Genomic DNA, 25,841 nt, shown 5'->3' with positions numbered 1-25,841 from the left:
AACACAGTATCGGGGGCCTTAAACGGTATCGTATTTTGTCTGACCGTCTGCGCATGCACAACCTGGAACAATTTGATGTGGCGTTAGAGGTCTGCGCCGGCCTGTGGAACTTCTGCCTAACTCATTGATAATTCAGTACAACAACTCTACTACAAACCACGCTAGCTGGTGGTGAATGATTAGCGGTTAATGCCGTTCTGCTCGCTGCTTAATTATTGACCATTAATCACTAACAATTAATCATTTCTACCCATGAAATACCTTTCTCGTCTCCTCGGCCTTAGTCTGTTAGGCCTGCTAACCGCCCTGCTGGTGATGTCGTGCGAGACGAGCAAGCCGACCGCCAACGAGTTTGGCAAGCCCAACCGCATCAAAGGCGAGGTAATTGCCGCGCCGGAAAGCCGCCAAATCGTGCATTTCACTGACAGCTCCACCCAATACGTGACGCCCCGCAGCGAGCTGGCGAAGGCGTTTATCCGGCAGTTCGGCGATGGCACGGTGGTCGATAAAATTCAGGTGCGCAAGGCGCCGGTGGGCCCGAGCGACCCGGTGAGCTACTACCTCATTGGCATGGGCCTGCGCAACGGCATGTTCCGGGCCATGGCCCTGCCCCTCACCGGCGGCGGCGACAACACTTTCTACCTCCGCCCCAACGCCGAGCGCTACACGCTGACCGGTGTGGGCTGCGCCACCTGCTTCTTCAATTTCGAGAACGGCCGCATCGTGGGCACCAGTTGCGACGCCAATGCCGGTGGCAGTCGCTGCGACCTCAAAGTAGACAGCAACAACTCCCTATTCGCCACCTCCCGATGAACACCCGCAACAAATGGCTGCTGCGCCTCGGCCTCACCGCCCTGGCCCTGCTCATCACCACCGACCGCAAGCGGCCGCCCGTGCCCAAAACCCCAAAAAAGCCCGCCGAATAGCGGGCTTTTTCGTGCGGTAATCTTCCGCTGGCCCTGCGGGGCCAGCGGAAGATTACCGCACCACTTCGGCCGCCAGCGCTACCAAGTCCAGTCCGTCGAACGTGCCCGACGACATGAGCAGCAGGTTGGCATTGCGCCACTCCTGGGCCCGCAGGTAGGCGGCCAGCTCGGCGCTATCCGTAATCACCTTGATGTCGGGCCGCTGGAAAGCCTCTGCCACCGTGGCGGCGGCCAGCGGCGGCAGGCGCTTGTGTTCCAGCACATGCGGGTTGAAGTATACGATGGCCACATCGGGCGCATCGAAGCAGTGCGCGTATTGCGGCAAAAACGCCGGGTTCAGGCTGCTGAACGTGTGCAGTTCCAGGCAGGCCACCAGGCGGCGCTGCGGAAACTGCTTTTTCAGGGCAGTAGCCGTGGCCTTCAATTTTGAAGGCGCGTGGGCAAAATCCTTGTACACCACCGAGGTTGCACCTTCTTTCACCAGCTCCAGCCGCCGTGCCGCGCCGGGAAATGACTCGATGGCCTTGAAGAAGTCCTTCCCTTTAATACCCAACTGCTTGCACACTTCTTTGGCGGCCGAGATATTGCGCAGGTTGTGCTCACCAAACACCTGAATGGGCACTTCCTCTTCCTTTTTATTAATCAGAAACGTGCGGCCGTTGCGAATCACGTTTTCGTGCGGGCCGTAGCCGATGTAGGTCACGTCGGGGTTGGTGGGCACGGAAACGAGCTGCGTCTGTTCGTCGTCGCGGTCGTAGATGAGCACGCCGGCCTTGGGCGTCATATCGGCGAAGATGCGGAACTGTTCGCGGTAAATTTCCTCGGTCGGAAACACGTTGATGTGGTCCCAGCTGATGCCCGAAATCACCCCGATGTGGTGCTGGTAGAGGTGAAACTTGGGCCGCCGGTCCACGGGCGAGGACAGGTATTCGTCGCCTTCGATAATAATAATCGGCGCGTCCTCGGTCAACTGCACCATCAAATCAAAACCGGCCAATTGGGCCCCCACGGCGTAGTCGAACTTGCGGCCGTGGTAGCGCAATACGTGCAGAATGCAGGCCGTGATGCTGGTTTTGCCGTGCGAGCCGCCGATGACGATGCGCTGCTTGTCGCGGCTGGCTTCGTAAATATATTCGGGAAATGAATACACTTTCAGGCCCAATTCCTGGGCCCGGAGCAGCTCGGGGTTGTCGGGGCGGGCGTGCATGCCCACAATCACGGCGTCGAGGTCGGGGGTGATGCGGGCGGCGTCCCAGCCTTCGTGGGCCGGCAGCAGGCCGGCGGCGGCGAGGCGGCCGGCGGCCGGTTCAAAAATTTCATCGTCGGACCCCGTGACGTGGGCACCGCGCCGGTGTAAGGCCAACGCTAGGTTGTGCATGATGCTGCCACCCACCGCAATAAGGTGAATAGCTTCTTTTTTGACTGGCGCCGACGTTGCGCGGTCATCGCTGGTTATGGGTTCCAATGGCATTGCTGGCGGTCAGTTGGTGGTGAACAGCTGTCGGTTTTCGGTTAATTATCGATTCAGCAACTGACAACTGACAACCACCACCTGACAACGAATAGAAAGGGCCGCGAAAGTACAAACTACCCGCCGCCGCCGCTATTCCATAGCCAAAAGAAACGACTTTCCCGCGCTATCTTTTTCCCCCGCGCAGGGGTTAGCTTTGTGTATATCGTGTGCTGCCCGGTTTGCTGATTAATACCGGACGCCCATTTTTCGCTGCTCCAACACCCCTTTTTATATTATGCAAGACCGGATGGACGACCGCCTGAAGCAATCCGCAGCCCGAGCCAAAGCGGCCTTGGCGAACCGCGGACCTTCCGGGCTCGTGCCCTTCAATGCCAGCGCGGCCGGCAAACTGCCGCCCCAGGCTCCTGAGCTGGAAATGGCAGTTCTGGGTGCGCTGATGCTGGAAAAAGATGCCCTGACCTCGGTGATTGACCTGCTCAAGCCCGAAAGCTTTTACAAGGACAGTCACCAGCGGATTTACCGCGCCATCATCCGGCTGTTTGATAAATCGGAGCCCATCGACCAGCTCACCGTGGTGCACGAGCTGCGCGAAATGGGCGAGCTCGAAGCCTGCGGCGGCCCGTTCTACGTGGCCAACCTCACGCTGAAAGTCAACTCGGCAGCCAATGTGGAATATCACGCCCGTATCATCACCGAAACCTCCATCAAGCGCGAGCTGATTCGGATTTCGAGCGACATCCAGCGCGACGCTTTCGAGGACACCACCGACGTATTCAAGCTGCTCGACGACACCGAATCGGCCCTGTTCGAGGTGTCGGAATCGAACATTCGCAAGAACTTCGACGACATGCGCAGCCTGATGGGCAAGGCCATCAAGGAACTCGAAGAAAAGAAGAATCAAAAGGACGGCCTCACCGGCGTGCCCACCGGCTTCACGGCATTGGACCGCGTCACTAGCGGCTGGCAACCATCTGACCTTGTGATTATTGCGGCTCGTCCGGGCATGGGCAAAACCGCTTTTGTGGTGTCGGCCATGCGCAACGCGGCGGTGGAATTCAAGCGCCCGGTGGCCATTTTCTCGCTGGAAATGTCCTCGCTGCAGCTCGTCAATCGTCTGATTTCGGCCGAGGCGGAGCTGGATTCTGATAAAATCAAGAAGGGTACGCTGGCTGACCACGAGTGGCAGCAGCTCAACCACAAGATTACCGACCTCTCGGCCGCCCCGATTTACATCGACGACACACCGGCCCTGAGCATCCGCGAGCTACGCACGAAGTGCCGCCGCCTGCGCTCGCAGAAAGATGTGCAGCTAATTATCGTCGACTACCTGCAGCTGATGAGCGGCAACACCGACGGCCGCGGCGGCAACCGCGAACAGGAAATCGCCAGCATCTCGCGGGCCCTCAAGGGCATTGCCAAGGAGCTGAACGTGCCCGTGCTGGCCCTGTCCCAGCTTTCGCGCTCGGTAGAAACCCGCGGCGGCGAGAAGCGCCCGCAGTTGAGTGACCTGCGTGAATCGGGCTCCATCGAGCAGGATGCCGACATGGTCATCTTCCTCTACCGCCCGGAGTATTACGGCCTCGACCAGGACGCGGAGGGCAATTCGACCCAGGGCGTGGGCGAAGTCATCATCGCCAAGCACCGGAACGGCTCGCTCGAAACCGTGCAGCTCAAGTTCATCGGCCGCTTCACCAAGTTTGCCGACCTTGACAGCGAAGGCGGCGGGGGTTTCGACAGCAGCGGCTACCAGCCCATGGGCCTGCCCGCCAGCAACTTCGACAGCGAGCCCAGCCCTTTCGCGCCCAACACCATCCGGCTGGGCTCGAAAATCAACGAGTCGCCGGTGGCCTTCCCGAAGGGCAACATGAACAAGCACGAAGACCCGCCATTTTAATCCATGGAGTCTGAAATCCAATCTGCTAGCCTTGCTCCTACTCTGCCGCTCTACTCGGCTCGCGCTATTCGGGCTTTTTCCATGCTGTTCAGCGCCATTGCGGGCGGGGTGATGACGGCCCAGAACCTGAAAGACGTGGGCCAGCCCGATGCGGCCCGCAAGGCGCTGTGGGGCAGCATCGCCTACACGGTGGCTATGGCTTGGCTGATGACTTATGTGCCCCCTACTTCAACAGTCGGCATTTTCCCAATCGTGGTTGGCTATGTTGGGGCAATGGGCCTGGAAAATTATTCGAAGAAATTTATTGAAAACCGCAGCGTGTTTCCGGCCAAAAGCATTGTGAAGCCGCTGCTGATTTGCCTGGCCATCTTCGTACCCCTCATCGCCCTGGTTTTTTATAGCCTGACTCACCAGCCCGTAGACTAAACTGCATTAGAATGGCTTACGGCATTGAGGCGCCCACTATTGCGGCGCTGGGATTCTTCGCCTTTCTGGCCGGGTTTATTGATGCCATGGTGGGCGGCGGCGGGCTGATTCAGCTGCCGGCCATGCTCTTGCTGCTGCCCGATGTGCCGGTACCCACGGTGCTGGGCACCGGCAAAGTAGCCAGCCTGGCGGGCACGGCCGCCGCCCTGCGCCGCTACCTGGGTGGGCCCGATGCCGTGCCGCTGCGCTGGCGCACAGTGGCCATCACAGCACTGGTGGCGGGGGCATTTGCGCTGCTGGGAGCCCGGGCGGTAAGTGGGCTGCACAAAGAAGCGGTGCGGCCGCTGGTGTTGGGCCTGCTGGTGGTGATGGCCGTGTACACGGCCTGGCGCAAAGATTTTGGCAGTCTGCATGCCCCACGCCTGCACGGCCGCCGCGAGATTCTAACCGGTATGGTGCTGGGTGCAGCAGTGGGATTTTACGACGGTTTTTTTGGGCCGGGCACGGGCAGCTTGCTGCTGTTTGCCTTCGTGGGCCTGTTTGGGTATGACTTCCTCGCCGCCTCGGCTTCGGCCAAGTTTGTGAACGTGGCCACCAACGTGGCGGGGCTCATTTACTTTATTTCGACCGGGCAGGTGCTGTACCAAGTGGCCGTGCCGATGGCCATTTGCAACATGCTGGGCTCGACGCTGGGGGCACGCCTGGCGCTGCGCCGCGGCACCGGGTTTGTGCGGGTGCTGTTCTTAGTCGTAGTCAGCGCGTTTATTCTGAAGCTGGGCTGGGAAACGTTCGCGTAGGCGGCTTCACCCTACACGGCTTGCAGCTGGCGCAGTTTTTGGCGGTTTTTGCGTAGTCGGTTCAGCCACATGACGGTGCCCGTGATGGGGAAGGTGGCGCCCAACAGGGCCATTATCAAGGCCAGGATTTTGGTGGGCCAGCCAAATACCGCCCCCGTGTGCACCGGCTTAAACAAGCCCCGGATGCGCTGGCCCACCGGCCGCTGCGCATACGACTGGCTGCTGATAGTCCGGCCGGTATACTTGTCGAGATACACCTCGTCAGTCGCGTTTTCAGTTACCGCGCCGGGGCGCAAGATGGCCACCCGGATGCTGCCCGTGGGTTCCTTAGGAAATTGCAGGCTGTAAGATTCCGCATCGGGGGCTTGCTGGCGGGCCAGGGCCAGCACGGCATCGGCGGCAAAAGGCGAAGTCCCAACGGCCGGCGCGGCCGACTCCGGTGCTTCGGGCCGCTTCACGGGCGAGTGGGTGAGTTTGTTGATGCTCTGCCCCACCCAATCGAACGACATGCCCACGCCCGTCAGGGCCATGATAAACAGAAATACCGAGGCGTAAAACCCCAGCACGATGTGAAAGTCGTGGTTGAGGCGCTTCCAGCCGCTGCCCCATTTCACCTTCAGGCGCGGGCTGAGAGCCTTGCGCGCAGCCGGCCACCACAGCACCAGCCCCGTACCCAGAATGAACAGGAATATCGAGGCATTAACCCCCATCACCAGCTTGCCGATTTTGCCGGCTACGAGGCCACGGTGCAGCTGCTCCACGGTGTGGAAGAAGGAGTCGCGCGGGTTCATTTCGCCCAGAATGGCCCCGGAGTAGGGGTTCAGGTAGACGCGGGGTCCGCCACCGTCGCCTTTGCCCTTGCCGCCTTTGCCGGGGCCTTCGCCGGCCCGGCTGGCCTCTTTGCCGTTGCCTTCGCCGCGCTCGCCCCCTTTGCTGCCGGGTGCTCCGGCCAGGCTTACTTCCACGGTGCGGGTGGGGTCAGCATAAATTTTCAGGCCGCTGATTTGGGCTTTGGGCTTGTGGACGCGCACGGCTTCCGTAAGCTGCGCCAGTAGCAGGCGCGGCGCGGCGGTGGGCGTCACGAAGTAGCGCTCCGGGTGCCAGGCCTGCTCGATTTCTGTTTCAAAAACCAGGATGCTGCCCGTCAGACACACGAAAACGATAATCAGCCCCGAAGCCAGGCCCAGGTAGAGGTGGATGTTGCGAATCACAGATTTAAACGGCGTCATCAGGCTGTCTGAAGCTTTAGAGAAGTGGTATTGCCTTACAGTTTGTAGCCTAGGGTAGCCGAGAACGTGCGGGGCGCAATGGGATTGATGCTGTTGTCGTCGTGCACGTTGTAGCTCAGCTCGTTGAGCAGGTTGGCCATTTTGACGCGCACCGAGAACCGCTCGTAGGCGTAGCCCAGGGAGGCATCGAAGAGGAAGTAGTTGGGCAGGGCAATCAGCTTGAAGGCATCCGCAATGGGCTGGCCAGTCGTGGCATCGACCCACGGCAGGCCGGTGGCGGGGTTGAGGCCCCGGCTGTTGCGGCCGGCGAGGCGGTCGCCCACGTAATAGACCGTGGCGCCGGCGTTCAGGCCGCGCAGGAAGGTACTGTTGGAAAATGCGTTAGCGAAGCTGTAGTAGAGGCTGGCGTTGGCCGTGTGAGCGGGGTTGTAGCGCAGGCGGCTGCCGTTTTCGTAGATGTTGCTCTTGGTATAGGCCGTGTAGTTGTAGCTGTAGCCGGCGATGAGCGAAAAGCCGTTGACGGGGCGGCTCTGCACGTCCACTTCCACGCCTTTGCTGGTGACCTGGCCGGCCAGCTCCATCGGGCTGGCGGTAGAGGCCGTGCGGAAGCGCGGGTCGGTGGGCAACACGCTCTGCGCCTGGTTGCTGTTCACGATGCGGTAGGCCGTCACGTTGGCCGATAACGCTCCGTTGAACAACTCGTTTTTGATGCCTGCCTCGTACTGGTCGATGAGCGACGGGGCGAGCGTATTGCCCTGCAAGTCAAGCCCCGTGTTGGGGGTGAATGAGTTGGCGTAGGACGCGAACAGCGAGGTGGTTTTGAGGGGCTGGTACACCAGGCCCAGGCGCGGCGAAAAGGCGTTGTCGTAGCGGCGGGTTTCCACGTAGGTGTTGGCCGTTTTGGCGGTCACGTTGGCGATGGTGTTGTAGTTGAACACGTCGCTTGGCGTTTCCTGGTAGCTCCAGCGCAGGCCGGCCAGCACCTTCACCTTGTCGGAAAGGCGGAGCAAATCCTGGGCGTAGAAGCCGGCGCGGCGGGTGTTGCCCTTGGTCAGCGAGTTGCGCACCATGCCGTTGAAACCCGCGAGGCGCTCCGTGGGCTGCGCAATTACTTTGCTGGGGTCCAGGATGTTGATGACGTCGTAGGTACTGACGGCAGTAGCCGGTTTTGTGGCCGACGCGGGGTTGGTATAGGCCAGCGTGTTGGTGTCGTACTGGTCGGCATCGGCCCCCACCAGCAGCGTGTGGCCCAGGAAGCCCGTATGGAAATTACCCGTCAGGTCAAGCTGGGCCAGGTAGTAGTTCTCGGTGGTTTCGGTGCGTTGCAGGCCGCGCGTGAAGTTGCCGTAGGTAGCGCCCGGCGTGCTGATAATGTTACTCGGGCGGGCAGCGCTACGCAAGGCGTTGTCGTAGCGCTGGAACGAGCCCACGGCCCGCACCTGCCAGGCCTCGCTGAGGCGCGAGGTGAGGGTGGCGGTGGCGCTGGTCTGGTTAGTGGCGTTGGCGGCGTCGGGCACGTTCAGGAAGCGGCTGCGCGAGTCCTGAATCTGGTAGTCGATGGCGCCGATGCCGTAGTCCGGCGTGCGGTTGTCGCGCAGGTAGTCGCCTTCGATAATCAGCTCAGTCTTAGGCGTGAGGCGAAAGAGCAGCGAGGGGTTGACATACACGCGGTTGGCTTTCACGCCGTCGCGGTAGCTGTCGCCGCGCTCGTAGGTGCCGTTCAGGCGGAAGGCCACTTTGTTGCTGCTGCCCACCGCGCCGTACACGTCGAACTGCGGCTTCACGAAGCCGTAGCTGCCCACCCGCAGGCCCACCGAGCCGCCGCGCTCAAACAGGGGCTTCTTGGTCACCAGGTTCAGCACGCCGCCGGCGGCCACGTTGCCGTAGAGAATGGCCGCGCTGCCTTTCAGCACCTCCATGCGCTCCAATGAGCTGACCTCCGGAATGATGCCGTTGTTGAAGCGGACGCCGTTTTTGAAGGTATTGGCGCTGGTGAAGGCGAAGCCCCGGCTGGCAATTTCCTCTTGGGTGCCGCCGGTGGTGCCCATCACGTACACGCCGGCCACGTTGGCCAGCACGTCGCTCAGGCGCAGGGCCTGCTGCTGCTCCAGCACGGCGCGCTCGATGGTGATGGTGCTCTGTGGGTTATCGAGCGGCGCGATGGGTATTTTGCCCACGCTCACCACGCGCTGGTTCAGGCTTTTGGCCCCGGTCACGGTCACTTCCTTGAGCTGCTGCTCGCCACGAGCCAGCGTCAGGGGCGGCAGGGTGGTGGTTTGGCCCGCCTTCACTTCCACCGTGGCTTCCTGCGGCGCGTAGCCCAGGCTGCTCACCGTCAGCACTTGCCAGCCGGCCGGGGCTTTCAGCTGGAAGCTGCCGTCGGCGTTGGGCGCGGTGCCGCGCTCCGTGCCTTTTACCCGGATGGAAACCTGGTCGGCAGGCTGGCCATCGGCCAGTGCTACGCGGCCAGCTATGGTGCCGGCAGCACTGAGGTGCCGGTCGTGCTGATTGTGGAAGTTGGGTTGGGCAAGCCCAACGTCCGGCAGCAGGCCAGCAGCAAGAAGCAGAAAGAAGGAAAGGTTGCGCATCAGCTTATTTAGACATATTCAAAATAGAGTACAAAGGTGAGCTCTATTTAGAATCATTACAAATAAAATTCATGCTCTACACAGAATTTCTTCAGATTTACTCAACTCGGTTTACTTCAATTCGTGGCATAACATATTGTCTGACAACAAAAAACCCAGCTTAGCAGCCGGGTTTTCTTGTTAAGGAATCAGGATGAGTCGTTACCAACTTAGACCCCGATGGCACTCGCGTCCGCCAGCTCAGGCCATTTCGGCAGCCTGTTCGGCGGTCACGGGCGTCAGTTCAAAGACTTCGGCCAGCAGCTCGTAGGAGCGTAGACGGTCCTGAAAATCGGCGGTGATGGTGACGGCCGTGATTTCGTCCACGTCGTAGTCAACTGCCATTCTGGTGAGCTGGGCGTGCACCTGGGCGGGCGTGCCGCTCACCACGCGGTTGCGGTTGTGGGCGAGGTGGGCCTGGTCTTCGGCCGAAAACCGGTAGCTGCGCACTTCCTCGGTGGTGGGAAATGTGCCGCGCTCACCCTTGCCGAAACGCAGGAGCATGAGGTCCATGGCGGCACGCAGCTCCTGCGCTTTCTCCTCCGTATCGGCGCAAATGAGGAATACGGCCACGTTTGCCAGCGGCGCGGCCAGCTCCTGGCTGGGCCGGAACCGCTCGCGGTACTGGCGCACGGCGGCCGGGCCGCCGTTGCCGTTGATGAACTGCGCAAAGGAAAACGCCATGCCCAGGTGCGCCGCAAACAGGCCACTCTGGCCGCTGGAGCTCAGCAGCCAGAGCTCCGGGGCGGTGGGCGCCTGTGGGGCGGCCATCACCCGCTCGTGGATGGTGTCGGGCACTTTTTCGTCGCGCAGGTAGGCTTGCAGGTCCATGAGCTGTTCCACAAAATCCTGCTCGCTGAAAGTATTGCTCGGGTTCAGAGCGTGGGCCGTGAGGCGGTCGCCGCCGGGGGCCCGGCCCATGCCCAGGTCGATGCGGCCGGGAAACAGGGTTTCGAGCATCCGGAAGTTTTCGGCCACTTTCAGGGCGCTGTAGTGGGGCAGCATGATGCCGCCCGAGCCGAGGCGAATGTTTTGCGTCTGGCTGCCGAGGTAGGCGATGAGCACTTCCGGCGTGGAGCCGGCCAGGGTGTTGGTGTTGTGGTGCTCGCTCACCCAGAAGCGGGTGTAGCCGAGGCGGTCGGCCAATTGGGCCAGCTCAATGGTTTCGAGGATGGCCTGACGGGGCGTGGCCCCGGGCCGGATGGGGGACTGGTCGAGGACGTTGAGACGAAGTTTGTTTGTGGTCATCGTGAGTTCAGGGGAAGGGAATAGAGCTGCAGAACCGCAATGGAGCCTTTACGGTTCGGGGCAGCTGAAGGGGACAATGCCAGCCGCTATAATGAACAATTGCCGGCTCAGCTGTTACGCCCCCGAACTTGTATTAACCTTCCCCTTTACATGAGCGACCAGAATTTTGTGACCTTAGCCGTGGCCGACGGCACCGAAATGCGCGCCTACATGGCGTTTCCGGCCAGCACCGGGCCAGTGCCCGGCATCATTTTACTCCAGGAAGCCTTTGGCGTGAACCAGCACATCCGCAGCGTGGCCGACCGGCTGGCGGCGGCCGGCTACGCCGTGGTTGCGCCCGAATTGTTCCACCGCACGGCCGCGCCGGGCCTGGAAATTTCGTATTCGGACTTTCCCAGCGCCGCGCCGCACTTCCAGGGCATCACGGTAGAAGGCCTGACCGCCGACCTGCAAGCCGCCCATGCCTGGCTGACCACCCAGCCATTGGTAATGGCCGATAAAATCGGCAGCATCGGGTTTTGCCTGGGCGGCCGGGTGTCGTTTCTGGCCAATGCCGTGTTGCCCCTGGCGGCGGCCGTGTCGTATTACGGCGGCGGCACGCACACCATTAAGGACCACGCCAAGGACCTGCACGCGCCGCACCTTTTCTTCTGGGGCGGGCTGGATGCGCACATCAGCAAAGCCCAGATTACCGAGGTGATTGAAGCCGTTGAGGCGGCCCAGAAGCCCTACATCAACACCGTTATTTCCTACGCCGACCACGGCTTCAACTGCGATGAAAGGCCGAGCTACAACGCCGCCGCCGCCGGCGAAGCCTGGGCGCTGACGCTGGCTTTCTTCAAGGAAAAGCTGGGGGCGTAAGGTTTTTGGTAGCGTGTTTTAGTGGAACGTCATGCTGAGCGGAGCCGAAGCATTTCGCTTGTGGTAGTAATTCAATCGATTGGTTTACTCTTGCACGCGAGATGCTTCGGCTCTGCTCAGCATGACGGTCTACTTGGTTTGGCCCCTGCTCTATTAACCGGCCGGCACCGCTTCACTCACCACCACCGGCCAGCCCAGGTATTGCGCCATGCTGCTGGCCAGCACAATTTGCAGCGCATGGTACAGCATGAGCGGCAGCAAAAGCAGCCCGGTGGCAGCGCTGGTGGGAAAGAGCAGGCTGGCCATCACGCTGCCGTGCACCAACGACTTTTTGGAGCCGCAGAACACGGCCACGATTTGGTCGGCCCGCGAGAAGTGCAGCCGCCGGCTTATCCCCCAGATGGCCCCGAACACCACCAGATACAGCGCCACCATGCCCGCGCCCAGCTTGACAACGTCGGCCAGCTGGTAGCGGCTGAAAATGCCCTCGGCGAAGGAATCGCAGAAGGCGGTGAAGACAATGAGCAGGATGGTGACCTGGTCGAAGACGCGCAGGCGGCCCTTGTTGCGCTCGGCAAAGGCGTTGAAGCGGGCATTGAGCAGGACGCCCGCGCCTACCGGCAGCACCACCTGCCACAGCAGCTGCGTGGCCAGGCCCCAGAGCTGGCCGCCGCCCGTGCCGGTGTGCAGAAACAAGCTGGTGAGCAACGGCGTGAGCAAAATGCCCAACAGGCTGGAAATGCTGGCGTTGAAAATAGCCGCCGGCAGGTTACCGCCCGCAATGCTCACCATCACCACCGACGTGGAAACGGTGCTGGGCAGCGCGCATAAAAAGAAGATGCTCTGCCAGAGCAATTCTCCGCTTTCCCTCCCAAAAAAAGGCCGCACCGCCAGCGCCAGGGTCGGAAAAAGCACAAATGTGCTCAGCTGCACCAGCGTGTGCAGCCGCCAGTTGCGCATGCCGGCCCGCAGCTTTTCGATGCTCAGCTTCAGGCCATAAAAAAAGAAAACCAGCGCCACGCCCACGGTGGTGATGGTGTGCCACGGCACGGGGCTGGCCTTGCTGCCCAGGCCGGGCTGGAGATACGCCAGCGCCACCACCCCAAGCAGCGCCAGCAGGAACCAGTCGAGCCCGGCGCGGGACAAGAGAGCGGCGAAGCGAGTGGCGGCGGGGGCAGGTTGAGTCATGGGCAGGAATACGCCGGGGCAAGGCCTGATGATGCCGCAACGGCCATAGAAAAGCGCCAGGCCCCGGGAACCTGGCGCTTTGGAGAAGCAAGAACTTCAGTAGTGCGGACTTTGCAGTCCGCGCTACACACTACAGGCTACTGGTCGCCGGCACCACCACCAAGGCCGGGGGCCGCGTTGCCCTGCACGCCCTGCACGTTGGGCACGCCCATTTTCTCTTCGCGCTTGCGCTGGTATTTATCAAACTGAGCCGGGTTGAGCACGTCTTTCAGGGCTTCGAGGCGCGAGCGGCCGGCGCTCTCCACAATGCCGGCCAGCTTGCGCGGGTCGGTCTTGTAGCGCAGGCGGCCAGTTTCTACGGCTTCCACCCCGCGGCGGTTGATGGCCCGCACTTTTTCGGTTTGCTGGGGCGTGAGGCCCAGGTTTTTTTGCATGTTGGCGGTGAGGGCGTTGGCCTTGGCGTCAATTACGGCATCGGAGGGCACGGCCGCATCGGCGGGGTCGCCGGCGGGCTGGGTGGTTTTGGTTTTGACGCTGGCCTGACCAACGGGCTTAATCTTGGTTTTGACGATGGCCGGGGCCTGCGCCGGCGCGGCCGGCGCGGCGGCCAGCGCCAGCAACGACGAGAGCAATAACAATTTCATGGGGCAAGGGCGAAGAAGCGGTATCACAGAAAAACGGGGCTGGTTGGGAGGAGTAAATATCGGGCGAAAACCCGGGCTCCACCGGCCCCAAGGCGGTCTAAACCACGTTTCGTGCCAGAGCCAACCGAAAATACCGGCTTCTGGCCGCGTCCGTGCAACCTTTCGGGCCCTTTTGCCATACAATCAACCATGAAAAACGCCAAGCGCACCAAAACCAACTGGCTGCTAGCCGCCGGCCTCGGCACTGCCGCTCTGGCCGCCACCCTGTGGGGCAACCGCCGGGGCTCTTATGACCTCAGCCGGCGCGTGGTGCTCATCACCGGCGGCTCGCGCGGGCTGGGCCTCGTGCTGGCCCGCCAGGCCGTGGCCGAAGGCGCCCGCGTGGCCATTTGTGCCCGCGACGAAGCCGAGCTGGCCCGCGCCCGCCAGGACCTGCTCATGGCCGGCGGGGCCGAAGCCGATGTGCTCACCCTGGCCCGCGACATCACCAACGAGGTGGAGGTGCGCACCATGGTGGCCGAAGTCGAGAGCCGCCTCGGGCCGGTTGATGTGCTCATCAACAACGCTGGCATCATCACGGCCGGCCCGCTCGACAACATGGACACCCGCGATTTTGAGGACTCGATGGCCACGCACTTCTGGGCGCCGCTGTACGCCATGCAGGCCGTGCTGCCCAGCATGCGCCGCCGCGGCATGGGCCGCATCGTCAACATTTCGTCCCTGGGCGGCAAGGTGGCTCTGCCTCACATGGCCCCCTACAGTGCCAGCAAATTTGCCCTGGTGGGCCTTTCCGAAGGCTTTCGGGCCGAGCTGCGCCAGCACGGCATTTCGGTAACCACCGTGTGTCCCGGCCTGCTGCGCACCGGCAGCCCCGACCACGCCGAATTCAAAGGCCAGCAGAAAAAAGAGTTTGCCTGGTTCAGCATCGCCGATTCCCTGCCCGGCTTCACGCTGAGCGCCGAGCAGGCCGCCCGCCAAATCTGGAACGCCTGCCGCCGGGGCGACGGCGAAATCATCCTCTCGCTGCCCGCCAAATTCCTGGCCGCCTTCCACGGCCTGCTGCCCGGCACCACCACCGACATTCTGAGCTGGATGAACCGCGCCCTGCCCGCCACCGGCGAAAGCCCCGCCGCCAATGTGCGCCGCACCGGCTTCGAGAGCGAATCGGAAATCACCCGCTCGCCGCTCACCACCCTCACGCGCAAAGCCGCCGTGAAGAATAACGAGGCGTAGGGACGCATATTTGCGTCTCGTCATCTGCGCCGCACGGCTGTCGTTCCGGCCTCGTTCTCCGACGAGACGCAAATATGCGTCCCTACCTCATGCATTTCCCCGTCGAGCTAGCCATGGGCCCCGCCCGCCTACCCGTGCACCTGCTGTGCGAAGTGCTGGCCTACACCCTCGGCTACCGCCTCTACACGCACCTGCGCACCGGCCACCCCGACCGCATCAGCGACGCGCACCGCCAATGGATTTTCGTGGGTGCCGCCGCCGGGGCGCTGCTCGGCTCTCGCCTGCTGGGCCTGCTGGAACACACCGAACTGCTGGCGCACCCGCCCGGCGGCTGGCTCTACTACTTCACCAACAAAACCATCGTGGGTGGCTTCCTGGGCGGTTTGATTGGGGTCGAAGCAACCAAAAAGCGCCTCGGCGTCACGGCCAGCAGCGGCGATTTGATGGTGTTCCCCCTCCTGCTGGGCCTGGGCATCGGCCGGCTCGGCTGCTTTTTCAGCGGCCTGGAAGATGGCACCTACGGCACGGCTACTGCCCTGCCCTGGGGCATCAACTTTGGCGATGGCATCCCGCGCCACCCCACCAATCTCTACGAAATCCTGTTTCTGGCGACGCTGGCGCTGCTGCTGTGGCTGCTGGAACGCCGCCGGCCTTTGGCCGATGGCCGGCGGTTTCAGCTGTTTCTGAGCGGCTACCTGCTGTTCCGGCTGCTGGTGGAGTTTATCAAGCCCACGGCGGCGCTGCCGGGGTTGGGGCTCACGGCCATTCAATGGGCCTGCGTGGCGGGGCTGGGGTACTATGTTTGGGTGTGGAGCCGAACACCTAATCTTGAATTACAGCGACACTGAAATTATTCAATTCTTTTTCAAATAGAAACATGCGAGAACATAATAAACGCTGGCTGCTGAGCAAGATGAAAACGTCGGGCAGCAAAAGGAAGCATATGCAAAATGGTAGTTTCGCTGATGAAAGACACGCAAAATCTGAACTGCCTTTTGAAGAATTACCGCAATTTGAAAGCGTAAAATCAACTCATAAATTTTATAACGGCAAAATCAATTATGGCCTTTTAGTCAGATTTTTACGCGGGAAAATCGGCAATAACTGGGACGATGTCTATTCGGAAATAATCTCACGTATCCCGATTTCATTACTCGACTACAAACACATGATTTTTTGGTTTGTGGCAGATAAGATAAATGTTATCGATGGAAAGCTATGGGATGCCAAAACCCAAAAATTTATATGGACCGGTGGGCCTTATATTCTGAGACATTATTCAGAAATTTTATTAAGTCCTGAATTCAGAGAATTTTACGTTGACCCTATCACAAATAAGCTGGAGCACATTCCGCAGAAATCCTTCAAACGGATTGCTCAAAAATTATCCTGAATCTCATTCGGTCTGTAACTCAAAGAGCTTGCATAATTAAATCCATTAATTACTCCTTGAACTAGCCTTTTCGCTTACCCTCTTCCGCTTTTTTCCATGCCCGAACGTTCCTACACCTACTACGACTTCACCCTGAGCATGTGCCCGCAGTGCCTGCGCCGCATCGAGGCCAAAATCGTCTTTGAGGATGGGAACGTGTTCATGCTCAAGCGCTGCCCGGAGCACGGGCGGCAAAAGGTGCGCATTGCCACCGACATTGAGTATTACAAGAGCATCCGCAACTACGTGAAGCCCAGCGAAACGCCGCGCCGCTTCAACATGGCCACGCACTTCGGCTGCCCGTACGATTGCGGCCTGTGCACCGACCACGAGCAGCACAGCTGCCTCACCGTCATCGAGATAACCGACCGCTGCAACCTCACCTGCCCCACCTGCTACGCCGAAAGCAGCCCCACCCACGGCCGGCACCGCACCCTGGAAGAAGTGGAAGCCATGGTAGACCTGGTGGTGGCCAACGAAGGCGAGCCCGACGTGGTGCAGATATCCGGCGGCGAGCCCACCCTGCACCCGCAGTTCTGGGAAATTCTGGACATGTGCAAGCGCAAGCCCATCAAGCACCTCATGGTGAATACCAACGGCGTGCGCCTGGCCAAGGATGAGGCTTTTGTGGCGCGGCTGGCCACGTACGCCGGCGCGTTCGAAGTGTATTTGCAGTTCGACTCCTTCCGCGAAAACGTGCTGCTGACCATGCGCGGCCGCGACCTGCGCGAGGTGCGCAAACAGGCCATCGAGCACCTTAATAAATATAACCTGAGCACCACGCTGGTCGTGACGCTGCAAAAGGGCCTGAACGATGACGAGATGGGCGACATCATCGATTACGCGCTGAAGCAGAAGTGCATTCGCGGCGTCACGTTTCAGCCCACGCAGGCGGCCGGCCGGCTCGATAACTTCAACCCGGAAACCGACTCGTTTTCGCTCACTGAAGTGCGCCAGGGCATCATCGACCAAAGCCCGGTGTTCTCGGCCGAAGACCTGCTGCCCGTGCCCTGCAACCCCGACGCGCTGGCCATGGCCTACGCCCTGAAAATCGACGGCGAAGTCATCCCCCTCACCCGCTACGTGGACCCCGCCGACTTACTCCAGAACGGCGGCAATACCATTGTGTATGAGCGCGACCCGCGCCTGCGCCAGCACATGCTCAAGCTCTTCAGCACGGCCAATACCGTGGATACGGTGGTGCCCGAAATCAACCAGCTGCTATGCTGCCTGCCGCAGGTTTCGGCCCCTAATCTGGGCTACGATAATTTGTTCCGAATTATCATTCTGCAATTCATGGATGCCTATAATTTCGACGTGCGGGCGGTGAAGAAATCCTGCGTTCACATTGTGAGCAAGGATTTAAAAATCATCCCGTTTGAAACGATGAACATCTTCTATCGCGACCCCGAGAAACTGGCGCGGCTGGAAGAACTGCGGGCTGAGCGAGTGGGTATCATCTAATGGAGCCGTCTAAATCGAACAGCCCGCCGCCTGATGGCAAGCCCGAATTTGGTGGCTGCCTGGTAGCCCTGCTTATCGGCCTGGTAATATTGCTGATAGGCCGGAGCATGTGCGGCCGGCAGCTAGGAATGTAATCTACCGCCATCTAATTCAGCCCCCTTTCCACTGATGACCAAACCTGCCCAACGCATCATCCGCAACAACCTGCTGGCCGTGCTGGCAACGGCCGTCGTGCTGGGACTAGCGGCGAAACTCTTCAATGAAGGGGCGATTTTTTTATTCGCCTTCATCTATTTGGGGCAGGCGCTGCTCAACATGATACTGGGGTTTATGCACCTGGGGCGCGGGCCCGAGGATGTGGGCGCGGCCCCGTATTTCCTGAGCATGTTATTGGTGCTCATTGTTGGGTTTGGGGCCTGCTCAGGCATTTTTATCGTTGCTGGCAGCCTTGGCAACATGCGCTGATTGAGCCTCATTTTAGAATTTGAATCCAGTCCAAGCGAGAGCTAACCGCTGTGCATACTGTTTCCAAGCGCATTTTACTGCAATTGCTGCTGCTTATGCTGCCTTTGGTCGCGGTATTTCTGTTGATAATGCCACTTGAAAGCGAAGACCGGATTGATTTTGCAATGCTATTAAGTATCCCTTTTGCGGCGCTCTTTTTAATCATTTTTGGCCGCGCTATCTTCACAACACTCCACACGATTATCACCAGAGAACCTAATGGTTTGCTGAAAGCCTCTTGGCTCGGCTCGGCATTTGTGCTCGTTGTTTGGTTGGGAACCGGCGCTCTATTATTCGTCGCCTAATTGGGCGCGAGCTGGCCCTTCGGGCAGAAATTAAATAGCCCGGCCACCCACGTACTATTTCTCAATTTTCGCCTTCGGGTGGCGCAGGCAGAAAGTGCGCGCATCGGAGTCGGGCGTGGCCGAATTGTCTCATTTGCGGGCGTGGACGGGCGTGGATATAAAGAAGGACTTGGGGAGTGACAGGACGGTGCAGGGAGGGTTATTGGAACACGATTGCAATCATTGCACTCCTCATTCCCCCGGCTTAGCTCATGGCATCTTTCCGACTTTTACTGGCCAGCGCGTATTTGTGCATCGACGCAGGCACCCTGGGGGCTCAAACCCCTAAAACCTTCACCCCGGCCGAAATAAACGCAGTTCACTTAGTGGGTTCGGGCTTGAGCGGGGCCGGCAAACCGGTGGTGGGCCCAGGCACGGGCGGCTGGCGCAGCGGCTCTAATGGCGTGCTCTACCGCGGCCCGAATCCCAGGCCCGAATGGCAGCCCCTGGCGGCCAGCCAAACCTCCGGCTCGGTCATCAAAGCGGGCCTGCTGCCGGCCATTAAGCCGATTTGGGAGCTGCACCTGCGCGATACCATTATCCGGCCCGGCGGCGACGGGTTTTATTACATGACGGGCTCGTCGGGCGATAACATCTGGGCCTACAATGACGGCGTGGAGCTGTGGCGTTCCAAAGACCTCAACAGCTGGGAATACCGGGGGCTTATCTGGGGCGTGGAAAAAGACGGCACCTGGGAAAAGCAGTGGCTGAACCTGCACGACAAGCCCGCCCGCGCCGTGTGGGCCCCGGAAATCAGCTACGTAAAAGGCAATTATTTCGTTTGCCTGAGCATGGCTCCGGGCGGCGTGTCCATCCTGCGCAGCACCACGGGCAAACCGGAAGGACCCTACCAAAACATCCTCAAAGACAGCAGCAAGCCCATCGTGGACGGCATCGACGCCACATTATTTGAGGACGAAGACGGCAAGGTGTATTTCACCTGGTCGAAGGCCAACCGCGTGGTGCGGATGAAGGACGACATGAGCGGCTTTGCCGAGGATTTTCACGTCATCACCCTGCTCGACCCCGACCACAACCCCCGGCACCACGCGCCCAAGTGCGAGGGCCGGGGCATGAACGACCTGGGCCACGAAGGAGCCGTGCTTTTTAAAGCCAACGGCAGGTACTATCTCGGCGCGGCCGACGAGTACGAAGGCCGCTACTCCAGCTGCGTGGCCGTGGCCGACAACGTGTATGGCCCCTACCACATGCGCCACGAAGCGGTGCCCTGCGGCGGCGGCACGGGTTTTTTCAAAGACCGGCAGGGCAACTGGTGGTGCACCTATTTCGGCAACGATGACCAGTCGCCCTGGCGTGAAAAACCGGGCCTGGTGAAGGTCACCTTTGCCCCCGATGGCAAAATCGTGGTGGCCAAAGACCAGCCTGCTTTCGTCTTACAAACGCCCGTAAAGCAGTAGCCCACGGCCGTTTGCCCGCGCATGGGCTTAGGTACCCGCCGGCGCGGGCTGGCACCTGGGGCAGATGTAGGTGGCCCGGCCGCCCACGTAATATTTCTCGATTTTCACCTTCGGGTGGCGCGGGCAAAAGGTGTGCGCATCGGAGCCGGGCGCGGCCGAATCGTCCCACTCGCGGGCGTGGATGAGGAAGGACTTGGGGAAATGCCGGTAGTTGGCCTCGTGGCTGATGGCCGTAGCCAGCACCAGCTGAATGGCGGCGTGCAGCGCCTTAAACTCCTTTTCGATGAGCGAGGAGCCCAGCCGCTCGGGATGAATTCTGGCCTGAAACAGCACCTCGTCCACAATCCAGTTGCCGAGGCCGGCGGTGATGCCCTGGTCAAGCAGCAGCGGTTTCAGCAGCGTCTTGCGGCGGCTGAGCTTCTGCTGTAATTCGGCGGCGGTGATTTGCAGCGCATCGGGGCCGATTTTCTTGGCGGCCTGGTGGGCGGCGGCGCTGGCGGCGAGGCGAATGCGACCAAACTTGCGCGGGTCGATGAAGGCGAGGCGCAGGCCGGAATCTTCCAGGTGCAGGGCCACGCGGGTGAAGCGTGGGGCATCGGGCTCGTCGCGGTAGGCCCCGATGTCGCCGGTCATGCCGAAATGCAGGACCAGCACCGGGCCGTTATCCAGCTCCAGAAAGCAGTTTTTGCCCAAGCGGCTGGTGCCCGTGATGGTGCGGCCCACGAGGCCGGCGCGGAGCTGGTCTTCGGGCGTGGCCAGCACGTGGGCATCGTTCACCTGCACGGCGGCAATGGTTTGGCCCACGGCCAGCTCGTCAATAAAGCGGCGGTAGGTTTCGACTTCGGGTAATTCGGGCACCGGGAATAGAATTATTTAATCGTTAATCAGGAAAGTCCGTCATGCCGGGCGCGGCCGAGGTATGACGTTCCGCATAAACCGCCCAAACCGCAACCGGGTTACACCCCCGCCCTACAAATCCCCGCGCAGCCCGCCTTCCAGCACTACTACGCCGGTACCGCCAATCTGCACCGTGTCAATGGCCGCACGGGGACCGCTGATGCGCACCTGCACCGAGCCGGCGCGGCCCATGTCGTGGCCCTGCTCGGCGATGAACTCCGGCGAGCTGAGGTAGCCGTGGTGCCAGAGGTAGGCCGCCATGCCGCCCGTGGCCGAGCCCGTGACGGGGTCCTCCGACACGTCGGGCGGGGTGCCGAAGTGGCGGGCGAAGGTATAGCCGGCCGGTGTGGCCCCGCCCAGGCAAAACAGGTGCGGGCTAAAAAAGTCGCTCCCGGCGCGGTAGCGGCCCAAAGCGGCCGGGTCAGCAACATGGGCGCGGCGCAGGGCGGCGTGGTCGCGCAGCAAGAGCATGAGCTGCGGCGTGCCGGTGCTCACCGTCTGGATGGGGGCGCCGGGCAGCAAGTCGTCCGGAGTCAGGCCAAAAAGCGGCAGTACCACTTCCGGCGCGTGGAAGGCCCCGAAAACCGGCGGGCGCTGCGTCATCCACACCAGCGGCGGCTCGGCGCTGGTGGGCGGCAATACATCCACCCGAATAGGGCCATGGAGCAGGTTCAGCGTCAAAACCAGGGCGGACCCATCGGCGGGTAAGACCACCCGGCCTGCGTGCAGCAGCGCCGTGACGGTGGCAATAGTGGGATGCCCGGCCAGCGGAATTTCCTCAGCCGGCGTGAAAAAGCGTACTGCAAATTCGATGCTGCCGGCCGGGGCCTGGTCCACGAAGGCCGTTTCGGATTGGTTGAATTCGCGGGCCAGCTGCTGGCGGACGGTGGGGGTTAAATCATCGGCATCGAGCACCACGGCGCAGGGGTTGCCGCGTAGCGGCCGGGTGGTGAAGGCATCAACGAGCAGAAAAGGCAGCTGGGGCATAGTCAGAATGGGAATAAGGCGAACCGGCCCACGAAGGAACACCCCATTAAACTTGTTCCCGCAATAAAAGAACGGTCATGTCCCGGCGGCTGCGCTCAACATGACCGTTCTTTTATTGCGGGAGAATTTCAACCACACAAAAAAGCCGGCTGGTGTGGGCACCAGCCGGCTTTCAGTCTGTTTTTCCCGCCTCTTACAAAGTGTCGTGCAGCTTGGCTACGCGCTGGCCGGCCTTGTCATACACGTCGCCGCGGGCGGTGATGAACAGGCGGCGCTGCTGGCCGTCCGTCAGCACGAAGGGGAAAGTGTCGCTGGTGGTGCGGGTGATGCGGCCCACCACTTCGGCGTTGTCCTCGTCGTCCACGCGCACCACTTTCAGGGCGTTGGTGAGGTAGTAGCGCTGGCTGGGGTCGTTGCGGAAAGTAAGCTGGCCCACAAGCCGCACCGCGTCGCCGGTCGACTGGCTGATGGCCACCATTTCCCCGGAATTGTCGTCCTGAGCCGATGGGGTGCGGCGTATCGGTGCCGTGTAGGTTGGGCGCTCAGAAGGTATTGACGGACTGGCCGCCACCGCGGCCGGCGCGGCCGAAGGTGCAGCAATGCGGGTGCTGGCCACAATCTGGCCATTGGCCCGCTGCCAGCCCTGGCTGATGGCCGCGAGGCGCGGCGTGCGGCCGGGATGCGTGGCCGAGCCCTCGTCGTCGGCCACGGTGGCCATGGCGGCTTGCGCCTGCGCCAGACTTGCGCCCAGCTTGCGCAGCACAAAGCCCGAGAATTCATCGGCTTCCAGCTCATCCTGGGGTTGCGAGCCACCGGGGCGCAGGGTATGGCCATTGAGGTGGTGGCCCATTTCATGAGCCAGGATGCTGATGCCGGCCCAGTCGGTGTGCCCGGCACGGTTCACGGCCTTCAGGAAATCGGGGTTGTAGAGGAGGAAGCGCTGGCCGTCGTACACCACGGCGGCGGCGTTGTCCACGTCGTGGGTGGCACGCAGCTCAAAGCGGGCTTTGAGGCCCACGGCATCAGTTATTTCGCGGATAACGTCGGTGGTTGCCGGGGCAGTCTGGGCCTGGGCCTGGGCGGGCACCGCAAGAGCCAGCGCCAGCAGCGGCGCGGTCAGTCGGCTAAGTAAGCGAGCAAGGAAAGTCATAACAGAAGGGCGTAAGGAATGACTAATTGATAACGAAAGCTAAGGCAAGCGCAGTGCCAGACATTGGCCGCTGGCGGAGGACTGTAAGGCCGAAATACTAGCAGTGCGGGCAAGCAAGGCGACTGTTGAGGCAGCCGACTCAATCCAACGCCCCCCCCTTTTTTCATTGCAAAACCACGGGTTGAAGCCGCTTTTCACCGCGCTTTCCGAGCTGCTGAAATAACGATTCCGGCACCATAGCAGTTCAACTCGAACAAGAGTCGTGGCGGGGCGGCACCAGTTGCGTAACGCCCCGCCAGCCGGCCAGCTCACGCGTAGCTTTGGGGCCGGGCGGCCACCTTCCGCTTCAGCCCCTATTCTGTTGATGAACCAAGCCCACCTCCACCTCATTGTTAACCACGTGCCCATTGTGGGCAGCCTGTTTGCCGCGGTGCTATTGAGCGCGGGCATGCTGCGGCGCAATACCGCCCTAACCCAGGCCGGACTGGTGGCGGTGCTGGCCGCTGGCCTGCTGTGCCTCCCCGCGCAACTCACGGGCGAGGGCGCCGCCAAAATCGTGCAGGACCTGCCCCGCGTGAGCCGGGCCCTCATCGATAACCACGCGGCGGCGGCGGAGCAGGGCTTTTGGGTGCTGGAAGGGGCGGCGGCGCTGGCGCTATTTGGCTTGCTGCTGCTGAAAAACGCTGCGCCCCGCGCCCGGCTCCTGGCCTGGCTGACGCTGGCTACGGCCCTGCTCAGCTTCGGGCTGCTGGCCCGTGCCGGCAGCCTCGGCGGCCAGATTCGACACACCGAAATCCGCGAAGGATTTGGTACGCCGGATGAGCTGTAAGGTTTTTAGTTGCTCGTTGTGAGTTGTTAGTGAGCATGACCAAGTATGCAGAAACGAGTACAGCCCCACACACAACCCCGGCTCTTTCTCCCTAGCAACTGACAACTAACAACCGACAACGAAAACATGGCTTTTCCTTTTTTTGGCGACGATAAATCAATCGTGGCGCGCCTGCTGGCCACCCTGCCCCAAACCGGCCGCCTTGAGTGGATTGGCCAGCGGCCAGTGCGCCGCGAGCCGCTGGTGGCAGTACCCGAGGCCGAACTGAAAACCGATTCGCACCTGCTGGGCGACCACGCCCGGCCCAAGGGCGGCGGCAAGCGCCAAATCACGCTCATTCAGCACGAGCATTTGGCGGCGGTGGCGGGCTTTCTGGGTTTGGATGGGCCGGTGGCGCCCGGCCGCCTGCGCCGCAACCTGGTGGTGAGCGGCCTGAACCTGCTGGCCCTGAAAAATCGTCAAATCCATATCGGCGAGGAGGTTATTCTTGATATCACCGGCGAGTGCCACCCCTGCTCGCGCATGGAAGAAGAGCTGGGGCCGGGCGGCTACAATGCCATGCGCGGCCACGGCGGCCTCACGGCACACATTGCCCAGGGCGGCATCATTCGGGTGGGCGATGTTGTGCAGGTGTTAATTCCCGACCTTTCAGGCAGATAACCTTAGGGTAAATGGGGGCGTTTGGGTAACTTGACCCCTCATCTCTGCTAAATAGTCTGCCCCATGACTACACCTCTACTGTCGCGGCGCTTCGCCTGCCCCATCCGCCGCGCAGCCGGCGCCCTGCTGGGCCTGGCGCTGCTCACCAGCCCCCGCGCCCACGCCCAAACCGTGTACGGACTGGGCACCCTGACCATGGATTTCCTCGGCAATCTGGCGGGCTCGCAGGGCATTATCACGATTGACCCCACCAACGGCGTGGCCGTAGGAGGCACGGTTCCGGTGGTGGGCGTGGCCACGAATCAAAATCTGGTCGGCATGGATTTCCGGCCCAGCAACGGCCAATTATACACCCTGGGCTATGATTCGGTGACGGCCGCGCCCGCGCCCAATGCCCAGCTTTATACCCTGAACCCAACCAGCGGCGCCGTGACGGCGGTGGGCAGTGCCGTGCGCCTGGAGCTGGGCCGCCGCACGACCCGCATCGGCTTCGATTTTAACCCCGTAGCCGACCTGATTCGGGTGGTGAGCACCAACCGCGCCAACTACCGCCTCAACCCCACCACCGGCGCCCTGGCCGGCACCGACACCAACCTGGCCTACGCCGGCGGCGCGCCCGCCGTGCCGGGCATTGGCGCGGTGGCGTATTCCAATTCCTTTCCCGGTGCCACCAGCACCACGCTCTACGCCTTCGATGAGCTAAACACGACGCCCCCGGCCAACCCGGCCAATACGGCGCTGCTTTCCATTGTAAACCCGCCGAACGCCGGCACGCTCACGGCGCCGGTACCGGTGATGTTTGGCACGTCCGTCACGGGTTCGCCGGCAGCCATCGACATTGATATTTACGCCAACGGCACCACCAACCGCAACGACGCCTTTCTGACCGAGGTAACGGCCACGGGCAGCAGCAACTTTTACCGCCTGAACCTGACCACCGGCGTGGCTACCCTGATGGGCAACACCGTGCCACGGGCCATTCCCTTCGCCATCCGCGACATTGCCGTGAGCATTGGTACGGTACTGGCCACGGCGCCGGCCGCGCTCGCCCAGCTGGCCGGCGTGTACCCCAACCCGGCCCACGGCACGGCCACGCTGCTGCTGCCCGCCGCCCTGCGCGGCACCCGGCCCACCACCGTGACCGTCACCGATAACCTGGGCCGCGTCGTGCTCCGCTGCACCCTGGCCCCTGGGGTTGAAAATTCGCTGGAACTGCCCCTGGCCACCCTCTTGCCGGGAGTATATGCCGTGCTGGCGCGCACCGCCGTGGGCCTGGTGGCCAAGCGGCTGGTGGTGCAATAAGCGGCTCATGGCCGTAGCCGCCGAAAGTGCTTCGGGCTAAATGGATAGGGCATTTCCGGCAGCCGGTGGACGCCGCTACGAACCCTCCCAAAAAACGGACATTAAAACCACGTTAAACCCCATCCATTTGGCCCTTAGCCAACGTAGCTATGGTTGACCGCTTGCGGGCGGTGTTATTCGGCAGTTTCTCATTTCTCACCCAACACCCTTCCTGTTATATGCACACACCCCTACTTTCGCACTTGGCTACGCGCCAGGGCATTTGTCGTTTGCTGGGAGCCGCGCTGAGCGCCGGGCTGCTTCTGGC

The 25,841-nt window shown here is 61.5% G+C and carries 24 protein-coding genes; 15 read left to right on the top strand and 9 right to left on the bottom strand.

Annotation, left to right across the window (positions count from 1 at the left end; genetic code table 11):
- Positions 1-252: 252 nt before the first annotated feature.
- Positions 253-813, top strand: coding sequence for a hypothetical protein (locus tag J4G38_RS25925; RefSeq protein ID WP_210517722.1), 561 nt, complete (start codon positions 253-255; stop codon positions 811-813).
- A gap of 165 nt (positions 814-978) precedes the next feature.
- Here J4G38_RS25925 and J4G38_RS25920 read toward each other — a convergent pair whose 3' ends face one another.
- Positions 979-2,397, bottom strand: a complete 1,419-nt coding sequence (locus J4G38_RS25920; RefSeq protein ID WP_210517724.1) for a UDP-N-acetylmuramate--L-alanine ligase — start codon at positions 2,395-2,397, stop codon at positions 979-981.
- 277 nt (positions 2,398-2,674) lie between these two features.
- Between J4G38_RS25920 and dnaB the strand changes: the two genes are divergently transcribed.
- Genes dnaB through J4G38_RS25905 form a run of 3 tightly spaced genes read left to right on the top strand, consistent with a single transcriptional unit; the run spans position 2,675 to position 5,517 of the window.
- Positions 2,675-4,294: a replicative DNA helicase gene (gene dnaB / locus J4G38_RS25915; protein ID WP_210517726.1), complete on the top strand. Its 1,620-nt coding sequence runs from the start codon at positions 2,675-2,677 to the stop codon at positions 4,292-4,294.
- A gap of 3 nt (positions 4,295-4,297) precedes the next feature.
- The gene (locus J4G38_RS25910) at positions 4,298-4,720 is read left to right on the top strand and encodes a hypothetical protein (protein WP_210517727.1); all 423 of its coding nucleotides are present in this window, start codon (positions 4,298-4,300) and stop codon (positions 4,718-4,720) included.
- 11 nt (positions 4,721-4,731) lie between these two features.
- Positions 4,732-5,517, top strand: a complete 786-nt coding sequence (locus J4G38_RS25905) for a sulfite exporter TauE/SafE family protein (RefSeq protein WP_210517729.1) — start codon at positions 4,732-4,734, stop codon at positions 5,515-5,517.
- An 11-nt stretch (positions 5,518-5,528) separates the two neighbouring features.
- Here J4G38_RS25905 and J4G38_RS25900 read toward each other — a convergent pair whose 3' ends face one another.
- From J4G38_RS25900 to J4G38_RS25890, 3 genes are all read right to left on the bottom strand, one after another.
- Positions 5,529-6,728, bottom strand: coding sequence for a PepSY-associated TM helix domain-containing protein (locus tag J4G38_RS25900; protein ID WP_210517731.1), 1,200 nt, complete (start codon positions 6,726-6,728; stop codon positions 5,529-5,531).
- A gap of 53 nt (positions 6,729-6,781) precedes the next feature.
- Entirely contained in the window at positions 6,782-9,334 is a 2,553-nt protein-coding gene (locus tag J4G38_RS25895) for a TonB-dependent receptor (protein ID WP_210517733.1), read from the bottom strand.
- Positions 9,335-9,574: 240 nt separating this feature from the next.
- Positions 9,575-10,621 (bottom strand): LLM class flavin-dependent oxidoreductase, encoded by a 1,047-nt coding sequence (locus tag J4G38_RS25890; RefSeq protein ID WP_210517735.1) that lies wholly within the window; start codon positions 10,619-10,621, stop codon positions 9,575-9,577.
- 150 nt (positions 10,622-10,771) lie between these two features.
- Between J4G38_RS25890 and J4G38_RS25885 the strand changes: the two genes are divergently transcribed.
- Positions 10,772-11,482 (top strand): dienelactone hydrolase family protein, encoded by a 711-nt coding sequence (locus J4G38_RS25885; RefSeq protein WP_210517737.1) that lies wholly within the window; start codon positions 10,772-10,774, stop codon positions 11,480-11,482.
- 153 nt (positions 11,483-11,635) lie between these two features.
- Here J4G38_RS25885 and J4G38_RS25880 read toward each other — a convergent pair whose 3' ends face one another.
- Together J4G38_RS25880 and J4G38_RS25875 are read right to left on the bottom strand one after the other, a co-directional pair.
- The gene (locus J4G38_RS25880) at positions 11,636-12,670 is read right to left on the bottom strand and encodes a bile acid:sodium symporter family protein (RefSeq protein ID WP_210517739.1); all 1,035 of its coding nucleotides are present in this window, start codon (positions 12,668-12,670) and stop codon (positions 11,636-11,638) included.
- 137 nt (positions 12,671-12,807) lie between these two features.
- Positions 12,808-13,314, bottom strand: a complete 507-nt coding sequence (locus tag J4G38_RS25875) for a hypothetical protein (RefSeq protein ID WP_210517741.1) — start codon at positions 13,312-13,314, stop codon at positions 12,808-12,810.
- A gap of 189 nt (positions 13,315-13,503) precedes the next feature.
- Here J4G38_RS25875 and J4G38_RS25870 point away from each other — a divergent pair, with 189 nt between their 5' ends.
- The 7 genes from J4G38_RS25870 to J4G38_RS25840 all read left to right on the top strand — a co-directional run bounded on the left by J4G38_RS25870 (position 13,504) and on the right by J4G38_RS25840 (position 19,709).
- Positions 13,504-14,547, top strand: a complete 1,044-nt coding sequence (locus tag J4G38_RS25870) for an SDR family NAD(P)-dependent oxidoreductase (RefSeq protein WP_210517743.1) — start codon at positions 13,504-13,506, stop codon at positions 14,545-14,547.
- Positions 14,548-14,621: 74 nt separating this feature from the next.
- Entirely contained in the window at positions 14,622-15,395 is a 774-nt protein-coding gene (locus J4G38_RS25865; RefSeq protein ID WP_226163879.1) for a prolipoprotein diacylglyceryl transferase family protein, read from the top strand.
- Positions 15,396-15,424: 29 nt separating this feature from the next.
- Positions 15,425-15,940, top strand: coding sequence for a hypothetical protein (locus J4G38_RS25860; RefSeq protein WP_210517747.1), 516 nt, complete (start codon positions 15,425-15,427; stop codon positions 15,938-15,940).
- A 96-nt stretch (positions 15,941-16,036) separates the two neighbouring features.
- Positions 16,037-17,443 carry a radical SAM protein gene (locus J4G38_RS25855; RefSeq protein WP_210517749.1) on the top strand — a complete coding sequence of 469 codons (1,407 nt, stop codon included), beginning with the start codon at positions 16,037-16,039 and terminating at the stop codon, positions 17,441-17,443.
- 168 nt (positions 17,444-17,611) lie between these two features.
- Positions 17,612-17,908: a hypothetical protein gene (locus J4G38_RS25850; protein ID WP_210517751.1), complete on the top strand. Its 297-nt coding sequence runs from the start codon at positions 17,612-17,614 to the stop codon at positions 17,906-17,908.
- Between the two features lie 50 nt (positions 17,909-17,958).
- The gene (locus J4G38_RS25845) at positions 17,959-18,252 is read left to right on the top strand and encodes a hypothetical protein (RefSeq protein WP_226163877.1); all 294 of its coding nucleotides are present in this window, start codon (positions 17,959-17,961) and stop codon (positions 18,250-18,252) included.
- 251 nt (positions 18,253-18,503) lie between these two features.
- Positions 18,504-19,709, top strand: a complete 1,206-nt coding sequence (locus J4G38_RS25840; protein ID WP_210517755.1) for a family 43 glycosylhydrolase — start codon at positions 18,504-18,506, stop codon at positions 19,707-19,709.
- A gap of 27 nt (positions 19,710-19,736) precedes the next feature.
- On the opposite strand, the gene mutM is transcribed toward J4G38_RS25840, so the two are convergent.
- From mutM to J4G38_RS25825, 3 genes are all read right to left on the bottom strand, one after another.
- A complete protein-coding gene (mutM, locus tag J4G38_RS25835; RefSeq protein WP_210517756.1) occupies positions 19,737-20,567 on the bottom strand; it encodes a DNA-formamidopyrimidine glycosylase in 831 nt (276 codons plus the stop codon).
- 111 nt (positions 20,568-20,678) lie between these two features.
- Positions 20,679-21,593: a PhzF family phenazine biosynthesis protein gene (locus J4G38_RS25830; protein WP_210517757.1), complete on the bottom strand. Its 915-nt coding sequence runs from the start codon at positions 21,591-21,593 to the stop codon at positions 20,679-20,681.
- Between the two features lie 193 nt (positions 21,594-21,786).
- Positions 21,787-22,743, bottom strand: coding sequence for a M48 family metalloprotease (locus J4G38_RS25825; RefSeq protein ID WP_210517758.1), 957 nt, complete (start codon positions 22,741-22,743; stop codon positions 21,787-21,789).
- A 364-nt stretch (positions 22,744-23,107) separates the two neighbouring features.
- On the opposite strand from J4G38_RS25825, the gene J4G38_RS25820 reads away from it, so the two are divergent.
- The 3 genes from J4G38_RS25820 (at position 23,108) to J4G38_RS25810 (ending at position 25,534) form a co-directional block, all read left to right on the top strand.
- Positions 23,108-23,572: a hypothetical protein gene (locus J4G38_RS25820; protein ID WP_210517759.1), complete on the top strand. Its 465-nt coding sequence runs from the start codon at positions 23,108-23,110 to the stop codon at positions 23,570-23,572.
- 126 nt (positions 23,573-23,698) lie between these two features.
- Complete coding sequence (locus tag J4G38_RS25815; RefSeq protein WP_210517760.1) at positions 23,699-24,232, top strand: MOSC domain-containing protein; 534 nt, start codon at positions 23,699-23,701, stop codon at positions 24,230-24,232.
- Between the two features lie 63 nt (positions 24,233-24,295).
- Complete coding sequence (locus J4G38_RS25810; RefSeq protein WP_210517761.1) at positions 24,296-25,534, top strand: DUF4394 domain-containing protein; 1,239 nt, start codon at positions 24,296-24,298, stop codon at positions 25,532-25,534.
- Positions 25,535-25,841: the final 307 nt, after the last annotated feature.

The sequence above is a fragment of the Hymenobacter terricola genome, assembly GCF_017921975.2.
In the GTDB taxonomy this organism is placed as follows: Bacteria; Bacteroidota; Bacteroidia; order Cytophagales; family Hymenobacteraceae; genus Hymenobacter; species Hymenobacter terricola.
The sequence above is the reverse complement of the archived record's forward strand: the minus strand, read 5'-3'. Positions and strand labels throughout refer to the sequence as shown.

Coding starts and splice junctions, on each gene's coding strand:
- J4G38_RS25925 (WP_210517722.1), top strand. CDS start 253: ATGAAATACCTTTCTCGTCTCCTCGGCCTTAGTCTGTTAGGCCTGCTA.
- J4G38_RS25920 (WP_210517724.1), bottom strand. CDS start 2,397: ATGCCATTGGAACCCATAACCAGCGATGACCGCGCAACGTCGGCGCCA.
- dnaB (WP_210517726.1), top strand. CDS start 2,675: ATGCAAGACCGGATGGACGACCGCCTGAAGCAATCCGCAGCCCGAGCC.
- J4G38_RS25910 (WP_210517727.1), top strand. CDS start 4,298: ATGGAGTCTGAAATCCAATCTGCTAGCCTTGCTCCTACTCTGCCGCTC.
- J4G38_RS25905 (WP_210517729.1), top strand. CDS start 4,732: ATGGCTTACGGCATTGAGGCGCCCACTATTGCGGCGCTGGGATTCTTC.
- J4G38_RS25895 (WP_210517733.1), bottom strand. CDS start 9,334: ATGCGCAACCTTTCCTTCTTTCTGCTTCTTGCTGCTGGCCTGCTGCCG.
- J4G38_RS25890 (WP_210517735.1), bottom strand. CDS start 10,621: ATGACCACAAACAAACTTCGTCTCAACGTCCTCGACCAGTCCCCCATC.
- J4G38_RS25885 (WP_210517737.1), top strand. CDS start 10,772: ATGAGCGACCAGAATTTTGTGACCTTAGCCGTGGCCGACGGCACCGAA.
- J4G38_RS25880 (WP_210517739.1), bottom strand. CDS start 12,670: ATGACTCAACCTGCCCCCGCCGCCACTCGCTTCGCCGCTCTCTTGTCC.
- J4G38_RS25875 (WP_210517741.1), bottom strand. CDS start 13,314: ATGAAATTGTTATTGCTCTCGTCGTTGCTGGCGCTGGCCGCCGCGCCG.
- J4G38_RS25870 (WP_210517743.1), top strand. CDS start 13,504: ATGAAAAACGCCAAGCGCACCAAAACCAACTGGCTGCTAGCCGCCGGC.
- J4G38_RS25865 (WP_226163879.1), top strand. CDS start 14,622: ATGCGTCCCTACCTCATGCATTTCCCCGTCGAGCTAGCCATGGGCCCC.
- J4G38_RS25860 (WP_210517747.1), top strand. CDS start 15,425: ATGCGAGAACATAATAAACGCTGGCTGCTGAGCAAGATGAAAACGTCG.
- J4G38_RS25855 (WP_210517749.1), top strand. CDS start 16,037: ATGCCCGAACGTTCCTACACCTACTACGACTTCACCCTGAGCATGTGC.
- J4G38_RS25850 (WP_210517751.1), top strand. CDS start 17,612: ATGACCAAACCTGCCCAACGCATCATCCGCAACAACCTGCTGGCCGTG.
- J4G38_RS25840 (WP_210517755.1), top strand. CDS start 18,504: ATGGCATCTTTCCGACTTTTACTGGCCAGCGCGTATTTGTGCATCGAC.
- J4G38_RS25830 (WP_210517757.1), bottom strand. CDS start 21,593: ATGCCCCAGCTGCCTTTTCTGCTCGTTGATGCCTTCACCACCCGGCCG.
- J4G38_RS25825 (WP_210517758.1), bottom strand. CDS start 22,743: ATGACTTTCCTTGCTCGCTTACTTAGCCGACTGACCGCGCCGCTGCTG.
- J4G38_RS25820 (WP_210517759.1), top strand. CDS start 23,108: ATGAACCAAGCCCACCTCCACCTCATTGTTAACCACGTGCCCATTGTG.
- J4G38_RS25815 (WP_210517760.1), top strand. CDS start 23,699: ATGGCTTTTCCTTTTTTTGGCGACGATAAATCAATCGTGGCGCGCCTG.
- J4G38_RS25810 (WP_210517761.1), top strand. CDS start 24,296: ATGACTACACCTCTACTGTCGCGGCGCTTCGCCTGCCCCATCCGCCGC.